Origin of the sequence: Bradyrhizobium yuanmingense, from assembly GCF_900094575.1 — a bacterium.
Classification (GTDB): Bacteria; Pseudomonadota; Alphaproteobacteria; order Rhizobiales; family Xanthobacteraceae; genus Bradyrhizobium; species Bradyrhizobium yuanmingense.
This window is the reverse complement of sequence record NZ_FMAE01000002.1, coordinates 484,121-499,482: the sequence shown is the minus strand read 5'-3', so window position 1 is coordinate 499,482 and position 15,362 is coordinate 484,121. Positions and strand designations below refer to the sequence as shown.

Genomic DNA, 15,362 nt, shown 5'->3' with positions numbered 1-15,362 from the left:
GCGCCGATCGATTAGGCCTTCCGAAACTGGACGACCTTGCTCTGTTTCTTTCCGTTCATGGCATCATCGATGTGCCTGGCGATCCGGTCGGCAGCTGCGAGCAGCGCCGAATCGATCTTGTGAATGTAGCCCATCGTAACGTTACCCTTTCTGGAATGGCCGATCAGGGCCTTAATGGTAGGCAGCGTGTACCCGAGATCCTCGGCGGTAGAGCTGAAGGAATGCCTCAGTCCGTGGCTAGTGATCCCAGGGACGTCCTTGGCCGACACCTTCTGGAGCCACCGCGTCAAACCCGTATGGTGCTTCGCCTCGGCCGTGATGGCGGGGAATACGTACTTCGATTTGGACTTCGCCATTGCGGTCTTCAGCACCGCAATAACGGCGGGCCCGACAGGACGGATGCTCTTGCCCGTCTTGCTGTCGCCGAGGCGAAGGGCCATCCCGACAGTATCGACCTCCGTCTTCAGCAAGCCTTCCACCTCGTCCAATCGGCAGCCTGTCATGGCGGACGTACGGCTCGCGAGGACGCGCTGCCAGTGCTCGCCGTTTGCTTCGGCGACGGCCAGGCACTTCCCAAGGCGGCGATACCCCGCGTCATCTAGCCGCCACTCTCTAGTCTGGTCTTTAGGTCGCCGGATGCCACTGACAGGGTTGTCCTGCCGGTAGCCCTCGTCGACGGCGTAACTGAAGATGCCACCTAGCAGCCCCATCGTCCGGGCCGCTGTACCTCTCCCGCCAGTCACTATCGCCCGCCCCCGGGTCTTGGTCTTCACGTCGGCCGCTGATTTGCCGGCGATGATATCGCGCTGGAGACCTTTAGCGTCGCTGGAGGTGAAGCCCTTCACGGTCTTCTTGCCGACCAGCTTGATGATGTGACGTTCGATACGCCCTTTATCGCTGTATAGGGTTGTCTTGCTTTTGACCTCGCCTCGTCGTGTGAGGATGAGGCCCCGCTCGGCCTTGTCCAGGTACTCGCGGCACAGCTCCTCGACGGTCATGGCGCCGCGGGCCAGCTTCTTGGTCTCTACGGGATCTGCGCCGCGGACAGCATCCGCCAGCGCCAGCTTGGCGTCCCGGCGAGCTTCTTCAGGGGTCAGGACGCCATACCGGCCCAGCGTAAGCCGTCTGCTGCGACCGTTCGCGTTCCGATATTGCACCACGAAGGATTTCGCGCCGCTCTTCTTGACCCGCAGGCCGAACCCCGGCAATTCCTCCTCCCAGAGGAACAGGTCCTTGCCGGTCGTTTCCGCTGCGTCAACTGCGCGTTTCGTAAGCTTTGGCAATTTCCCCTCGGGTAAGCACTGGGTAAGCAGGTGCCGGAAAACGAGGGAAATTCGGAGCAATGACCGTAGCCCCCAAATCAGGCTGTTTTCAGCCTATATCTGAAGGCCAGCAATTCCAAGGGATTTCGGGTAAGCAGGGGTAATTTCCCCACCCTTGCCCTCCGAAGGCAAAGGTCACACGTTCGAATCGTGTCGGGTGCGCCAGTCAACCATCTGACCGTCTAGGAAATCAGCGGCCCTCACGTCAGCATCGCGATGATCGCCTGGAGCTGGTCGGACGCTGCCGTCTCCAATCCATCGTATGACGTGTGGCCGTGTGCGGCGGCCTTCAGGATGCATTCGGCGACGGCCGCTTTCAGGCCGAACACCGATTGATGGGCCGGCACACTCGCCATCACGGTCTCCAGCGCTTGACGCATGGTGTGAATGAGCTCGGAGCTGTATTGCATGGGCTGTCCTCCGCGGGCTCATATTGGGTCGCGTGCCCATGCTTGCCACTCACAAGCCTGAGATTGTTTTTTGAATCGGTCGAGACCCAGCGCCTCAATTCAAGCGCCAGATCGCCGCATTGAGCACACCGGCGAACGCGACCCAGGCTGCGTAGGGCACGAACAATCCGGCGGCGAGTCTGTCGCGTGACAGCTCGAGACCGATGTAGGTCACGATCGCGATGAACAGGCCGACGAGAATGACGAGCGCGGCGCCGATCTGGTGCATCGTGAACATGACCGGAGACCAAATGAAGTTGAGCGCCATTTGCGCCGCCCAGGCCAGCATCGCCTTGCCCCTGGGCTCACGGCGAAAGGTCCGCCATCCCGCAACAGCGATCAGAACGTAAAGGATGGTCCAGGCGATCGGGAACGCCCAGTTCGGCGGGACGAAGCTCGGCTTGGCAAGGCCGGCATACCATTCACCGGGGGGATTGGTCGCTCCGATCAACCAGCCGGTGCCGACGACGCCCGCCACGAAGACCAACAACTGAAGCATCCGTCACCTCGCCCTTCTCATCATCCGATTGTAACATCCTTCCATGAGCCAATCCGACTCGATGCCTGGCGCAGCCGCGGCCGTGCGACGACGCTGAGCGCCATGGCAAAGTCCTGCGTCTTCTCGCAGCAGCGTCGGATGGGTTGCCGACGTTGACGGAGACGGCCTGACCGGGGCGAGCCCGATTGGGGGGGGAATTCGGCCCGTCCTGCGGTTGAGGAACGCATGCGGGCGCGCTAAAGGCAAGCGGGCGCGCGCGGATCCGCAGTCGGACGAACCGCCGCCAGTGGATTCAGCAATTGGTTACAAAGCTATCCCATCGACGCGACATTGACGGGCTCCGGGCGATCGCCGTCTTGAGCGTATTCCTCTATCATTTGGACGTTCCGCCGTTCGGCGGCGGCTTCGTTGGCGTCGACCTGTTTTTCGTCGTGTCCGGCTATCTGATCTCTCGGATCATTCTCAGCGAGGCTGATCGCGGCGAATTTTCGCTCCAGCGATTTTACGAGCGCCGCATCCGGCGCCTCTTTCCCGCAGCGATCGTCACCATCATCGGCATCTTGGCCGTCGGTGGCCTCTGGTTCTCTCCGGAGCTTTTCAAGGGCCTGACTCAAGACGCCGTGGCTACGCTGGTATCGGTCTCGAATTTCTACTTCTGGCGCGGCAGCCACGCCTATTTCGCCAACTCGACCGATCCCAGCCCCGTGCTTCACTTCTGGTCGCTGGCCGTCGAGGAGCAATTCTATCTGTTTTGGCCCGTGTTCATTCTGCTGGGGCGCCGATTGCTCGGTCGCGCACTGCCTTTGCTCATTCTTGGCATCGCAATTCTTTCGCTCGGCGTCGCGCAAGCGACACTCGCAACCGACAGCTCGGGTGCTTTCTACCTGCCGACCTGTCGCGCCTTCGAATTTGCGATCGGAGCGCTGGTCATCTTTGCTGAGCAGAGGCTGACCTTTCCGGCCGGAGCGCGCTCGCTGTTGGCTGCCGCCGGATTCGGTTTGATCGCTTACGCGGTCGTCAGCTTCGACAGTGCGACCTCCTTCCCTGGCGCGACGGCCCTCATCCCATGCCTGGGTGCAGCCTGCGTGATCTTGGCGGGCGAGCGTCACGTCCTTTCGCCTGTCCTGACCAATCCGCTGAGTGCGGGGATCGGGCTGGTGTCCTACTCGCTCTACCTCGTGCACTGGCCCCTGATCGTCTACGCAAACTACATCCTGGGCGATGACGCCAAGTCGGTTGCGGTGAAAGTGCTGATCGTCGCCCTCGCGATGGCGCTGGCTGCGCTGATGTATCGGCTGATCGAACAGCCTTATCGCGCGGGTCGCTCGTCACTGCTGCGAGTCGCCGGCCCCGCCGCCGCGACGATCGTCGCGCTCGCGATTGTTGCATTTGTGGCCAACCGCCAAGATGGCTGGCCATGGCGGCTCCCGGCACAGGCCCGCGAGGTCGCCGATCTGCAGCGATTCGGCTTCTGGCCGTGCGCCAAGAGCGCACAATCGAAATGTGCCTTCGGTTCATTGAGCGACCCCGTTGGCGTGCAAGTGCTCGGCGACTCCTTCGCCGAGCATTATGTCGCAGCGCTGGACCCGGCGGCAAAGCGCGCCGCCGTCCGGGGAGAAGCCTATACGGCCGAAGGTTGTCCGTTGCTCGTCGGCCTCGTGCGAACAGCTTTCGACGGCTCGCAGGACTGCAAACGCCAGCGCGATACCTACCTCGCCGCGATCAGGCAGAACCAGGCTCCAATCGTGCTCAGTCAATCCTGGATGACCTACGGCGATGCGCTCCGCAACGAGCTCGCGCCGGAGGTCAATGCACCGGCCCTGCAGGTCTGGCGGGCCGGCATCGAGAACACGATCCATGAGCTGGGCGGCAGCGGACGACGCATCCTGATCATAGCGCCCGGAGTCGAGCCGGGCTGCCGCAGTCCGATGTCCCGCTTCGCACCGGGACCCCTCTGGCACGCGCCAAGCAAGCCCTGTCCTGCTGTGCCCCTTGATCGCGTGCAGGCCGACAATCGCGAATTCCACGCCATGCTCGAGGAGATCCGGAGCCGCTACCCGAACCAGGTCTTTCTGCTCTATCCAGAACGCTATTTGTGCGGAGAAGCCGAGTGTCCGACCGCCATGGACGGCCTCTGGCTCTATTGGGACGTCAATCACCTCACGGTCGCAGGTGCGCAGCGCGTTGGCGACGGAGCCTCAAGCCAGCTCCTTGAGTTCATCCGTGGCAAGTAGGGGCCTCTGCCTCTCCCAAGCGATCGCGGCCGAGCCGAAGCCATCTCGACTGAACGGAACTGACGAGCGCCTCTCGTCACGAGCCTGAGATGCTTTTGACCCTGCCGCGATTGTGCAGCTCAATTCAGCCGCCGGATCGACGGAAGCATCCCTCGGCTCGCGCATCTCCCCACGCGATTGTATCATCTTTCCATGAGCGAATCCGACCCGACGACCGGCGAGCCCTCGCCTGTCCGCAAGATCATCCATATCGACATGGATGCGTTCTATGCCTCTGTGGAGCAGCGCGACAATCCGGAGCTGCGCGGCAAGCCGGTCGCGGTCGGCGGCTCCGCGGAACGCGGCGTCGTTGCGGCGGCGAGCTACGAGGCTCGAAAGTTCGGCGTTCGCTCGGCCATGCCGTCGGTGACGGCGAAGCGGCAATGTCCCGACCTGATCTTCGTCAGGCCGCGCTTCGAGGTCTACAAGGCGATCTCCAGACAAATCCGCGACATCTTTGCCGAGCACACGCCCGTCATCGAGCCGCTGTCGCTCGATGAAGCCTATCTCGACGTGACGGAGAACCTGCAAGGCATCCCGCTGGCGCGGGACATCGCGCTCGAGATCCGCGCGAAGATCAAGGCGGAGACCGGCCTCACCGCGTCGGCGGGTATCTCCTACAACAAGTTTCTGGCCAAGCTCGCGTCCGATCATCGCAAGCCCAACGGCCAGTTCGTGATCTCGCCGGAGATGGGGCCGGCCTTCGTCGAGCCGCTGCCGGTCGGCAAATTCCACGGCATCGGTCCGGCGACGGCTGCGAAGATGAACGCGCTCGGCCTGTTCACCGGCCGGGACATCCGCAACCAATCGCTGGAGTTCATGAACGCGAATTTCGGCAAGTCAGGCGCGTATTATTATTGGATATCGCGCGGCGTCGACGAGCGGCCGGTCCGCGCCAACCGGATCCGCAAATCCGTCGGCGCGGAGAACACGTTCTCGACCGACCTCGATGCGTTCGACGCGCTTGCCGCCGAGCTAAGGCCGCTCGTCGACAAGGTCTGGCGGCATTGCGAGGCGACGGGCAATCGCGGCCGCACCGTCACCCTGAAGATCAAATTCGCCGATTTCGAGATCATCACGCGCAGCCGATCCGTCGCGGCGGCCGTTGCCGGACGCGACGATCTGGAGCGGCTGGCCTGCGGCCTGCTCGAAGCCGAGATGCCGCTGCCCAAGCGCGTCAGGCTGCTTGGGGTCTCGCTGTCGTCGCTCCACGCCGCCGGCGAGTCGGAGCCGCAGCTGACGCTGGGCATCTGAACGCGGCTTGAGGCCCCTTCGGTGAACGCGGCATCTTTATCCGCGACGCGGCGCCAAACCTGTCGTAGATACACCAGACATGACTTTTCGCGATTGAGTTTGGATGCTTGCCTTATTGATACGCCTCGGACTGCGCTTCGAAGACCGCATCGAGGAACGCCGGTTTGTCGACCAATATGTCCGGGGCAGTCTCGGATGGACGCAGATCGCGATGCTGCTTGGCGCCGCCACCTATGCCAGCTACACGCTCTGGGATTGGGTGCTCTACCCCGAAGTCGTGCCGACCACGCTCGCAATCCGCGGTGGAACCGCCGTGGTCATCCTGCTCCCGCTGACGGCGCTGCTGTCGCGGCGCCGGATGAAGCCATGGGCGGAGACGATCTTTCTCATCTATTGCGTCATCCCGGGCTGCATTCTGCCGAGCATCTATCTCGTGCTTCCCTCGGGCTTCACCTTTGCCGCGCCCGGCATGATGATGATCATACTGTTCGTCTCGACCATGCTGCCCTTGCGGATCGGCTCGCTGGCGATCTTCTGCCTGCTGTCGTGGGTGGCGTTGCTGGTCGCCGAGACATTCGCGTCGACAATGCCGACCGGCCTGAGCTTCATCAACCATTCTCTCGTCGGCAACGCCTACGCATTGTCGCTCTACGCGGTGGCTGCGCGCGAGTACCGGGCGCGAAAGCAGTTCCGGACATCCGAGGCGCTGCAACGGGAAAAGGAACGCTCCGAGAAATCGTTGCGCGATCTGCGCGCGACCCAGGAGCATCTCGTGCAGGCGGAAAAGCTCGCCTCGCTCGGGCAATTGGTGGCAGGTGTCGCTCACGAGGTCAGCACCCCGCTCGGCCTCGCCTTGACGACGTCGACGGCCATGCAGGATGACCTGCAAACGATGAGTGATGCATTGGGCGGAGCATCGGTCCGGCGGTCCGATCTAACCAAGGGCATTGACCGGCTCAAGCAGGGGCTCAACCTGACCTTCGAAAATCTGCACCGCGCATCCGAAATGGTGCACAGCTTCAGGCAGGTCGCGGTCCATCAAGCCGATGAGGACCGGCGCAGTTTCGAGCTCAGGGATTGGCTATCGGAGTTGATGTCCCGGCTCGGGCCATTGCTGTCGCATCATGCCCTGACCGTGGAGGTACACTGCCCGGCGGGAATCAAGCTCAACAGCTATCCCGGAGCGCTTGCTCAGGTGATCAGCAATCTCGCCCTCAACACTGCAGCGCATGCGTATCCTGACAAGAGAGGCGGCCGGTTCGTGATCACGGTAAACCAACCGAATCCGAGATCAGTCCGCCTTGTCTGCGCTGATGAAGGCGTCGGAATCCCTGACCACCTGCAGGCGCACATCTTCGATCCATTCGTCACGACAAGTCGCGAGAAAGGCAATGCCGGTCTGGGACTGCACATCGCGTTCAATCTCGTCACCTCATCGCTCAACGGGCGCTTGCTGCTCGAGAGCAAGGCGAGTCCGGGAACTCAGATCGTCATCGAAATTCCCGTTGAAGAACACGTTGCAAGAGAACCGCGAAGACTAGAGGTTTGACACTATTGCGAGCGGTTCTGTGTCGATCTTCGAGGCACTGCCTGACGTGAAGCTGACAGACCAGCCTCTTTTTCGATTTCGACGCGCTGCTCTGAACAAGATGCACTCCATTGGCTGTTCGTTCGAGCGCGATCGACGTAAAGTTTTTTGCGAACGCAGTTTGGTCGCGCCATTCAATTGACACGTACTGACGGATAGTCGTCGGCGTTTCGCGACGCTGCTCACGCGCGATAGCCTCGATGTCTCTCTCGTGCGGTGGTCCGCGCATGAGGGCGTCCGGTTGATCGCACATGAATGAAGCGCCAATCGCATGAAATCGAAAAGATAAACTGTCGTTTGATTCACCGTCTTGCTTTCGAACTGCGCTTGAAATTTTCGTTGTTCGCCGCTCGAGGAGCTGATCGTGACTCAACTCAACATGCGCTTGTCCGAGGACGAGCAGTCCCGGAACGTACGGAAAGGTGCGCTCGCTGCGATCGTCACTCAGGTCGTGCGTGTAGCGACGCAGACCGGATCTGTGATCCTGCTCTCGCGCCTACTGACGCCAGTCGACTTTGGTACTTATGCAATGGCTTCGCCGGTGCTCGCCTTCGCGGTGCTGTTCCAGGATCTCGGTCTTGGACACGCGACCGTGCAGAAGGACGAGTTGACGCACAACGAGCTGAGTGCGCTGTTCTGGGTGAACCTCTCGGTCGGCGCGCTACTGGCGGCCACACAGGTGGCGCTATCGCCGCTCGTCGCCAGGTTCTACAGCGCGCCAAATCTCGCCCCACTGACATCCGGTATGAGCGTCACGTTGCTGCTCAGCGGCGCTGACGTCCAGCATTTGTCGTTGCTGACGCGACAGATGAGATTCTGGACGCTGGCAGGCCTGGAGTCCGCGGCCGCACTGACTGGATTACTGACCTCTGCCGCGGTCGCGTACGTCTATCACAGCTATTGGGCCATTCTCGCCGGCAGCCTGACATCAGGTCTGGTGCTCGCGAGCGGCGCGTGGCTGAGTTCGGGATGGTTGCCGTCGAGGCCCGGCTCGATCAAGGCTGCACGCGACATGCTGAACTTCGGGCTCGGCGTGACCGGCTACAATCTTGCCGAATTCCTGTCCCGCAATACCGACGGGGTGTTGATCGGCAAGGTCTGGGGGGCTGCCTCGCTTGGCGCGTATAACCGCGCCTACCGGTTGCTGCTGTTTCCGCTTCAGCAAGTCAGCAATCCGATGGTGCGAATCATGCTGCCGACGCTGTCGGGCCTGCTGAAGGAGCCGGAGCGCTATCGGGATTCGTTCCGTCGCGCGGTGCTGCCGGCGCTCCTGCTCGTGTTGCCTGGCGTCGGCTTCATGATCGCGACCGCCGATACGCTGGTCGAAACCCTGCTCGGCGACCAATGGAGCGAGGCTGCGCCGATCTTCGTCGCCCTCAGCATCGCCGGTCTGCTGCAGACCAGCAACAGCCCCGCCAACTGGCTTTTCCTCAGCCAGGGCCGCACCAAGGAATACATGCGCTGGGGCCTGTTCAATGTCTCAACATCGATTCTCGCTTTCATATGCGGGCTGCCGTTCGGACCAGTCGGCGTCGCCAGCGCATACTCGATCAGCGAGCGCGTGCGCACGCCCATCCTGTGGTGGCTGATTGGGCGACGCGGCCCGGTGCGTCATCGAGACCTCATGGAAGTGGTCGGGCCACATCTCGCCGGAGCCCTCGCTTCCGTGGTGACGGTGTCTCTGCTGCATCGCTGGCTGCTGGCGCGTTCGATCGGAGGGATCCCGGAATTGGCAGCCTGCTTCTGCCTTTCATATGCGGTTTCGCTCACGATCGTTGCGCTGTTTCCGGCCTGTCGCGGAGAAATGTGGCGCTACGCACAGAGCATTCGCGGCAGATAATGCGACCGGCACCAGACCGTTCGCAAGGCGGCGGAGCTGATCACCACGTCACCAGTCACGCCAAAGCCGCGCGCCACGGGAGTGCCGTGGCGCACGTGTCTCCAAAACGTCCCGTCGGGCTGCTCAATGCCTCACATGCTCGAACACCACGATCACGCCGGTTGGTTCGGGCTCATGCGCCATCAGGCGCGTCAGGTCGGAATCGCCCCAATCGGCGAGGCTGACGACCTCGCCGCTTTGGCGGTCGCTGCCCAGCGATCCCGTGGGCTCGAGCACCTTGAGGCCCATCTCGTCGACGAAGAAGGTGTGCTCGCCGAACATGCTGTTGAGCTGCGGCATCGCCGGATGTTCGTCGGGCAGCACCTGAGCGCCGAGCTGGTTGACGGTCTGCTTCACCTGTTCAGATGTGAGCTTCATGAGCTGCTCCGTTGTTGTATCCGGTTTCATCGAGCCAGGCGGGAGCGAGCATTCCCTGCGCCCTTATGCGCCTGGCTCAGAGTCCCGAACAGGTGCTGCGGACAAATGTTCCTGCGAAATGTATTTCGTGATCGCGGGGTTTCATCGGCCGCGTTCGCGGCACAAGATCGCCACAGGATGCACACGATCTATCGATCGACGCGCTACTCGCTGCTGTTCTCGCCGACCGACAGCGCGCAGATGCGTGACAGATATGTGTACGGCAGGCCGGACTCCTCGGCCCAGGCGTTGAACTGCGCCTGCACCTTGGCGAGATCGCCCTTCGACTTGACCTCCTCGGCGATGTCGAGACCGGCAGCGCGCAGGCAGGCCACGACGTCCTTCGACGTCACGAAGCCGTCCCAGCCGACGAAGCGGAGCAGCATCTGGCCGGTGTTTCCGCCCAGCCGGCTGCCGCGTTTGTTGAGGAGGTCGAGCAGGCCGATCTCGTCGGAGGACGGCCATTTCGCCAGGAACTTGCCGAAGCTGCCGTGCTCCTTTGCGATCTCCTGCACGAAGGCGGCGTTGTCGCGCACCGACATGATCTTGGCACCGTTGCGCACGATGCGCGCGTCGCGCAGCAGGCCCTCCCAATAATCTTCGGGCTGGAACGTGAGCTTGGCGGGCTGGAAATGCAGGAAGGCCTGCTCAAAGCCGTCCCATTTGGAATCGATCACGCTCCAGGCAAAGCCGGCGCAGAACACCCGCTTGGTCATTTCGGCGAGGATACGATCGTCGCCGAGCTTGGCCAGCTGCTTGAGGTCCGGCTTGGCCGGCATCAACTTGTCCAGCGCCTTGGGCCCGCCCTTGCGCTTCTCGGCGCGGGCGCGAATGGTCTTGAAGGAGGTCATGTGAACACAGGTGTTGAGAGCAGGCCACGACACCAGAATTCGGCGATCCGGTCCAGCCCCGCATTGCCGCCCCTTGCGCTCTGCGACGGGACGCAGCATGCTGTCGCTCATTGGATTGATGCAAAGGGGCCGGCCGGGCTGGTCTGCTTCTTGCTTTATGCCGTTTTTGGAATTCCCTGACATTTTGCTCTCTGGCCGTCGGATTTTCCATGCGCTGCCTGGTCGTGGCCGACCTGCACTATTCGCTGCCGCAGCTCGACTGGCTGGTCAGCGCGGCGCCGCAATTCGACCTCGTGATCTTCGCCGGCGACGCGCTCGACATTGGCTCGATAGTGGATTTCCGCGCCCAGATCGTGGTGGTGAAGAAGTATCTCGCGCTGCTGGCCGCGACGACCCGCGTGATCCTCTGCTCCGGCAATCACGATCTCGACGAGCGCAACGCCGAAGGTGAGAAGATTTCGCGCTGGATCTCGGAGGTGCGCGAGCTCGGCATCGCCTGCGACGGCGACGGCCTGACGGTCGGCGATACCCTGTTCACGGTGTGCCCATGGTGGGACGGACCCCAGGTCAAGCAACGCCTCATCGAGCAGTTGCGCGATGCCGCAGCCGTCAGGCCGCAGCGCTGGATCTGGGCGCATCATGCGCCGCCGGCGGATTCACCGACGAGCTGGGGCGGCAAGCGCTTCTTCGGCGACGTCGAGCTGGTGCAGTGGATCATGCAATACCAGCCGTCGATGGTGATCTCGGGCCATGTGCATCAATCGCCCTTCATCAGCAATGGATCGTGGTTCGACCGGCTGGGCCAGACCTGGGTCTTCAACACGGGCCTGCAACCCGGCCGTCCCCCAACCTGCATCGTGCTCGATCTCGATGCCGACAAGGCGTTCTGGCTGGCGGCCGGCGCGGCGCAATGGATCGACCTGAATGCGCCGCTGCGGCGGCCCGCCGCCCCCATCGAGGCGCCGCCCGACTGGCTCACATTCTTGGATCGGATTGCCGATCAGAGCCGGGCGAAACCTCAGCCGGCGGCAGGTTGATCATGCTCTGGAGCACTTCGCCGACCATGGCCAGATGCGTGCCGTGGCCGGCATATTGCCGCTTCAGATCGGCGAGGTAGGTGTTGGCGACGTTGAGCCTCTGCGCCAGCATTTTTGCGATCAGCAGCGCCACGCCCGGCTCCCTCTCGAGGAACGCGGCGGCATCCTCGAATTCGTAGACGATGGCGTCGGAGCAGGCCCGTACCGTTGCGGTGTGCGGCTGGCCCAGCAGCACGGACATCTCACCCAACACCGCGCCGGGCTCGGTGACGGTGGCGACCACCATCTCGCCCTTGAGCACCTCGAGCCTGCCTTGCATCAGCACGTAGAGATGGCCGGAGGTGCCCCCCTCGGCGACGATGATGGTGCCGGCGGCAAGCTGCCGCTCCGTTCCGCCGGTGCAGTAATCGAGGACTGCGCGCATGGTGCGAACGCTCCCGTCGCAGGGGTACACAACGCCGGAAGACTAGAGCACGATCCGTGCCGGGCGGCAATCGGTGGGGGAGCCGGCGGGCGCCGAGCGCCTCACACCTGCGAGAGCGAGGGCGCCTCTCCGGGCATAATGGCTTGCAGCCCGCCGAAGCGGCGCTCGCGGCCATGGAAGGCGGCGAGCGCCTCGGCAAGATCGCCCGCGTCGAATTCGGGCCACATCCGCTCGGTGAAGTACAGCTCGGCATAGGCGCCTTCCCAAAGCAGGAAGTCCGACAGCCGCTTCTCGCCGGAGGTGCGGATGATGAGGTCGACGTCGCGAAGGCCAGCCTCGCCTGTGACGAGCTGCGAGAAGGCTTCACGCGTCAGGCTGGTCAGCGCGGCCGCCTTGGCCGCGGCATTGAGGATGGCGTCGCGCGCGGAATAATCGACGGCGATGCGCACATGCAGCGCGCGGCCATCGGCGGTGGCCGCCTCGGCGCGCGCGATCGCGGCGGCGATGCCGTCGGGCAGGCGATCGCGGCGGCCGATGACGGAGAGGCGCACGCCGTTCTTGACGAGGCTCTGCACTTCGTTCGCGAGGTAGAAGCGCAGCAGGGTCATCAGCGCCGCGACCTCGGCCTTCGGCCGCCGCCAATTGTCGGTGGAGAAGGCGTAAAGCGTCAGCGTGCCGATGCCCTGCTTGGGCGCGGCCTCGACGATGCGGCGGATGGTCTCGACGCCGGCCTCGTGGCCGCGCACGCGCGACAGGCCGCGCCGCGTCGCCCATCGGCCGTTGCCGTCCATGATGATGCCGACATGAAGCTTCTCGTTGCGGGACGTGATGTCACTTTGCATTGCAAAGTCTCCGGTCAAAAAAGGGGAGATCAGGTCGAGGCGATGCCGAGACGGCCGAGCGGCGGCGCTTCGCGGCCAGCGGCCTTCGCCGCGTCGCGCACCAGCCGCTCGAGCACGGCGAGATAGTCGAGGAAGCGGCGGCGGCCGGCCTTGGTGAGGCGGCAGCTGGTGTGCGGGCGATTCCCTTCGTAGCCCTTGGTCACCTCGACGAGGCCGGCTTCCTGCAGCACGGCAAGGTGCCGGCTGAGATTGCCGTCGGTGAGGCCGCAGAGCTGCTTGAGATCGCCGAACGCCAGCCCCTTGGGATGCGCCATCAGCGAGGTCAGAAGCCCGAGCCTCGCCTTCTCGTGGATCACGCGGTCGAGGCCTTCATAGGAGAAGGGCGCGCTGTCAGTCTTCGACATCGTTGTCTCCGGACGCGAAATGCAGAATGGCCGCCATCAGCGATTGGCCGATCAGGAAAGGTAGGCCCATGGTCCATGGCGACAGCGTGTGGGTTCGGCTCGCGAGCACCACGACCGCGAAGCCGGACACGAAATACCAGGCGCCGGCGAGCGCCACCGTGCGCGGCAGCGAGCGGACCGAGGCAAAGATGCCGAGCGACACCAGGATCTGCCACAGGCCCGGCAGCAGCCACAGCGTCTCGCTCGCGAACTTCCACATCACCACCGCGAGCAGAACGCCGGCAACGCCCGCCGGCAGGAACTGCTCGACCGCCTGGTGGATCATCGCGTCGGCGAGACCGGAATGATGGCGTCGCGACCGGGCGCGCATCTCGATGCCGATGATCAGTCCAGACAGCGCGGCGGCGATGAACCAGCCGATGAAGAAAACGAGCGGCTCGCCGGTGGGATCATCCAACAGCCAGAATTGCAGGACGGCGGTGATGAGCGCAACAGCACCGGTCGCCGCCATCGTCGCCGGGCCGTAACCGCGGAAGGCGGTACCTGCCGCGATCTGGCTGCGGATCGTCACGATGTCGGCCAGCGCCTTGTCGAGATCGCGCATGGGCAACGCCAAAACCTCGTTCCACCCAGACATTACGAGGCAACGGCCCCGTTACTTTGTATCGCAAAGTATACGGCACTGCAAAGTATGTGCAAGCCCGAATTGTCGCGGCCAGCCGGACGAGAGCGGACAACTGACGGTTGCGCCTCCCCTGCCCTCGCGGATAAGATGGATGCGAGTGCGTTTGCCGGGGGCTGGGGTATGTGGTTGAGGTCGTTGGTCGTTGCGTTCGTGTTGCAGATGAGTGTGTTCGGGGCGAACGCGGCGGGGCCGTTCGGCACCGTCAAGGTCGGCAACTGGGCAGGCGGCGCATTCAGCAATGACGAGACGGGCGCGTTCTCCCATTGCGCGGCGACCGCACCTTACGCCAACGGCGTGAGTCTCTTCGTCGCGCAGAATGCGGCCGGCTCCTGGCTGCTGAGCTTTGCCAGCCCCAGCTTTCGCTTCAACAAGGGCGATACCGCGCCCATCGACTTCATCTTCGACGGCCAGGAGCAGGCGAGGTTGTTTGCGACCGCCGGCACCACCAATATGGTGACGACCATGCTGCCCCCCAACGTCGCTCGCACCTTCCAGAAGGCAAGCCTGATGGTGATCACGACCAACGGGAGCAAGCCACTCCAATTTGTGCTGACGTCGACGGCGCCCCTGATCCCGGCGCTGGCGAACTGCGTCACGCGGGTGAAGGCAGACGGGCTCAGCAAGGCCGGCGATTTCACCAAGGGTGCGGCCAAGCCGGCGGCGACGGCGGAGAAGCAGGCGGCAGCGCCGGCCGGCGGCAAACCTGCCCGAGCCAGGAGCGGCAGCGGCTTCGTCGTCAGCGCGAGCGGGCACGTCGTCACCAACCATCATGTGATCGACGGCTGCGTCGGCGACGTCAGGGGCAATCTCACCGGCGAAGCCGCAATGGTGCTGCGCGTCGTCTCGAGCGATGCCAACAACGACCTCGCCCTGTTGCAGGCGCCGTCGACGACGACCTTCAAGGATTTTGCCCGGATCCGCGACCGCTCGATCCGCTCCGGCGATTCCGTGATCGCGATCGGCTTTCCCTATCACGGAATCCTGACCTCGGACTTCAGCGTGACCACCGGCATCGTGAGCTCGCTCAGCGGCATGCGCAACGACTCGCGCTTCCTGCAAATCAGCGCACCCGTGCAGCCTGGCAACAGCGGCGGGCCGCTGTTCGACAACACGGGTCAGGTCGTGGGCGTGGTCACGGGCAAGATTCCAGCCTTGCGGATCGCGGTGGCGACCGGCAACATCCCTGAAAACATCAATTTCGCCATCAAGACCGGAGTGCTGCGCGATTTCCTCGACAATTCGATCGTGCCCTATCAGACCGCCGAGCCAAAGAGCGAGCTCAAGACCACCGACATCGCCACCAACGCCCGGCCGTACACGATGCTGATCTCGTGCAACGCGGCGGAGCAGGCGGAGGCGAAGCGGTAGCTATCGGGGCAAGGCACACCCTGCACCTCACCCGTAGCTGTCATTCCCCGCGAAGGCGGGGAATCCAGTA

15 protein-coding genes are annotated in these 15,362 nt (G+C 63.4%); 6 read left to right on the top strand and 9 right to left on the bottom strand.

What is annotated here, in order from left to right; all coding sequences use genetic code 11:
* Window positions 1-11: 11 nt before the first annotated feature.
* The 3 genes from GA0061099_RS07410 to GA0061099_RS07400 all read right to left on the bottom strand — a co-directional run bounded on the left by GA0061099_RS07410 (window position 12) and on the right by GA0061099_RS07400 (window position 2,270).
* A complete protein-coding gene (locus GA0061099_RS07410) occupies window positions 12-1,283 on the bottom strand; it encodes a tyrosine-type recombinase/integrase (protein ID WP_074447657.1) in 1,272 nt (423 codons plus the stop codon).
* Window positions 1,284-1,522: 239 nt separating this feature from the next.
* Window positions 1,523-1,732 carry a hypothetical protein gene (locus GA0061099_RS07405; RefSeq protein WP_036024015.1) on the bottom strand — a complete coding sequence of 70 codons (210 nt, stop codon included), beginning with the start codon at window positions 1,730-1,732 and terminating at the stop codon, window positions 1,523-1,525.
* A 94-nt stretch (window positions 1,733-1,826) separates the two neighbouring features.
* Window positions 1,827-2,270, bottom strand: a complete 444-nt coding sequence (locus GA0061099_RS07400) for a TspO/MBR family protein (protein WP_036024016.1) — start codon at window positions 2,268-2,270, stop codon at window positions 1,827-1,829.
* A gap of 299 nt (window positions 2,271-2,569) precedes the next feature.
* On the opposite strand from GA0061099_RS07400, the gene GA0061099_RS07395 reads away from it, so the two are divergent.
* The 4 genes from GA0061099_RS07395 to GA0061099_RS07380 all read left to right on the top strand — a co-directional run bounded on the left by GA0061099_RS07395 (window position 2,570) and on the right by GA0061099_RS07380 (window position 9,225).
* Window positions 2,570-4,504, top strand: a complete 1,935-nt coding sequence (locus GA0061099_RS07395) for an acyltransferase family protein (RefSeq protein WP_074447599.1) — start codon at window positions 2,570-2,572, stop codon at window positions 4,502-4,504.
* Between the two features lie 192 nt (window positions 4,505-4,696).
* Window positions 4,697-5,797: a DNA polymerase IV gene (gene dinB, locus GA0061099_RS07390; RefSeq protein ID WP_074447598.1), complete on the top strand. Its 1,101-nt coding sequence runs from the start codon at window positions 4,697-4,699 to the stop codon at window positions 5,795-5,797.
* 103 nt (window positions 5,798-5,900) lie between these two features.
* Complete coding sequence (locus GA0061099_RS07385; RefSeq protein WP_050995909.1) at window positions 5,901-7,346, top strand: sensor histidine kinase; 1,446 nt, start codon at window positions 5,901-5,903, stop codon at window positions 7,344-7,346.
* 424 nt (window positions 7,347-7,770) lie between these two features.
* Window positions 7,771-9,225, top strand: coding sequence for a lipopolysaccharide biosynthesis protein (locus GA0061099_RS07380; protein WP_157785991.1), 1,455 nt, complete (start codon window positions 7,771-7,773; stop codon window positions 9,223-9,225).
* A 123-nt stretch (window positions 9,226-9,348) separates the two neighbouring features.
* Here GA0061099_RS07380 and GA0061099_RS07375 read toward each other — a convergent pair whose 3' ends face one another.
* Together GA0061099_RS07375 and GA0061099_RS07370 are read right to left on the bottom strand one after the other, a co-directional pair.
* On the bottom strand, window positions 9,349-9,642 hold the full coding sequence (locus tag GA0061099_RS07375) for a hypothetical protein (RefSeq protein ID WP_036024052.1): 294 nt from the start codon (window positions 9,640-9,642) through the stop codon (window positions 9,349-9,351).
* A 203-nt stretch (window positions 9,643-9,845) separates the two neighbouring features.
* Complete coding sequence (locus tag GA0061099_RS07370; RefSeq protein WP_036024034.1) at window positions 9,846-10,532, bottom strand: DNA-3-methyladenine glycosylase I; 687 nt, start codon at window positions 10,530-10,532, stop codon at window positions 9,846-9,848.
* A gap of 209 nt (window positions 10,533-10,741) precedes the next feature.
* Here GA0061099_RS07370 and GA0061099_RS07365 point away from each other — a divergent pair, with 209 nt between their 5' ends.
* Window positions 10,742-11,569 (top strand): metallophosphoesterase family protein, encoded by an 828-nt coding sequence (locus GA0061099_RS07365; RefSeq protein ID WP_036024035.1) that lies wholly within the window; start codon window positions 10,742-10,744, stop codon window positions 11,567-11,569.
* On the opposite strand, the gene GA0061099_RS07360 is transcribed toward GA0061099_RS07365, so the two are convergent.
* From GA0061099_RS07360 to GA0061099_RS07345, 4 genes are all read right to left on the bottom strand, one after another.
* Window positions 11,508-11,993 carry a Crp/Fnr family transcriptional regulator gene (locus tag GA0061099_RS07360; RefSeq protein WP_036002505.1) on the bottom strand — a complete coding sequence of 162 codons (486 nt, stop codon included), beginning with the start codon at window positions 11,991-11,993 and terminating at the stop codon, window positions 11,508-11,510. The genes GA0061099_RS07365 and GA0061099_RS07360 overlap by 62 nt on opposite strands.
* A gap of 101 nt (window positions 11,994-12,094) precedes the next feature.
* Window positions 12,095-12,835 (bottom strand): di-trans,poly-cis-decaprenylcistransferase, encoded by a 741-nt coding sequence (locus GA0061099_RS07355; RefSeq protein WP_036024036.1) that lies wholly within the window; start codon window positions 12,833-12,835, stop codon window positions 12,095-12,097.
* 29 nt (window positions 12,836-12,864) lie between these two features.
* Window positions 12,865-13,239, bottom strand: coding sequence for a transcriptional regulator (locus tag GA0061099_RS07350; protein WP_036024038.1), 375 nt, complete (start codon window positions 13,237-13,239; stop codon window positions 12,865-12,867).
* A complete protein-coding gene (locus GA0061099_RS07345; RefSeq protein ID WP_036002509.1) occupies window positions 13,226-13,843 on the bottom strand; it encodes a hypothetical protein in 618 nt (205 codons plus the stop codon). Before GA0061099_RS07345 ends, GA0061099_RS07350 begins: the two co-directional genes overlap by 14 nt.
* Window positions 13,844-14,044: 201 nt before the next feature.
* Here GA0061099_RS07345 and GA0061099_RS07340 point away from each other — a divergent pair, with 201 nt between their 5' ends.
* On the top strand, window positions 14,045-15,292 hold the full coding sequence (locus GA0061099_RS07340; protein ID WP_036024040.1) for a S1C family serine protease: 1,248 nt from the start codon (window positions 14,045-14,047) through the stop codon (window positions 15,290-15,292).
* Window positions 15,293-15,362 lie beyond the last annotated feature (70 nt).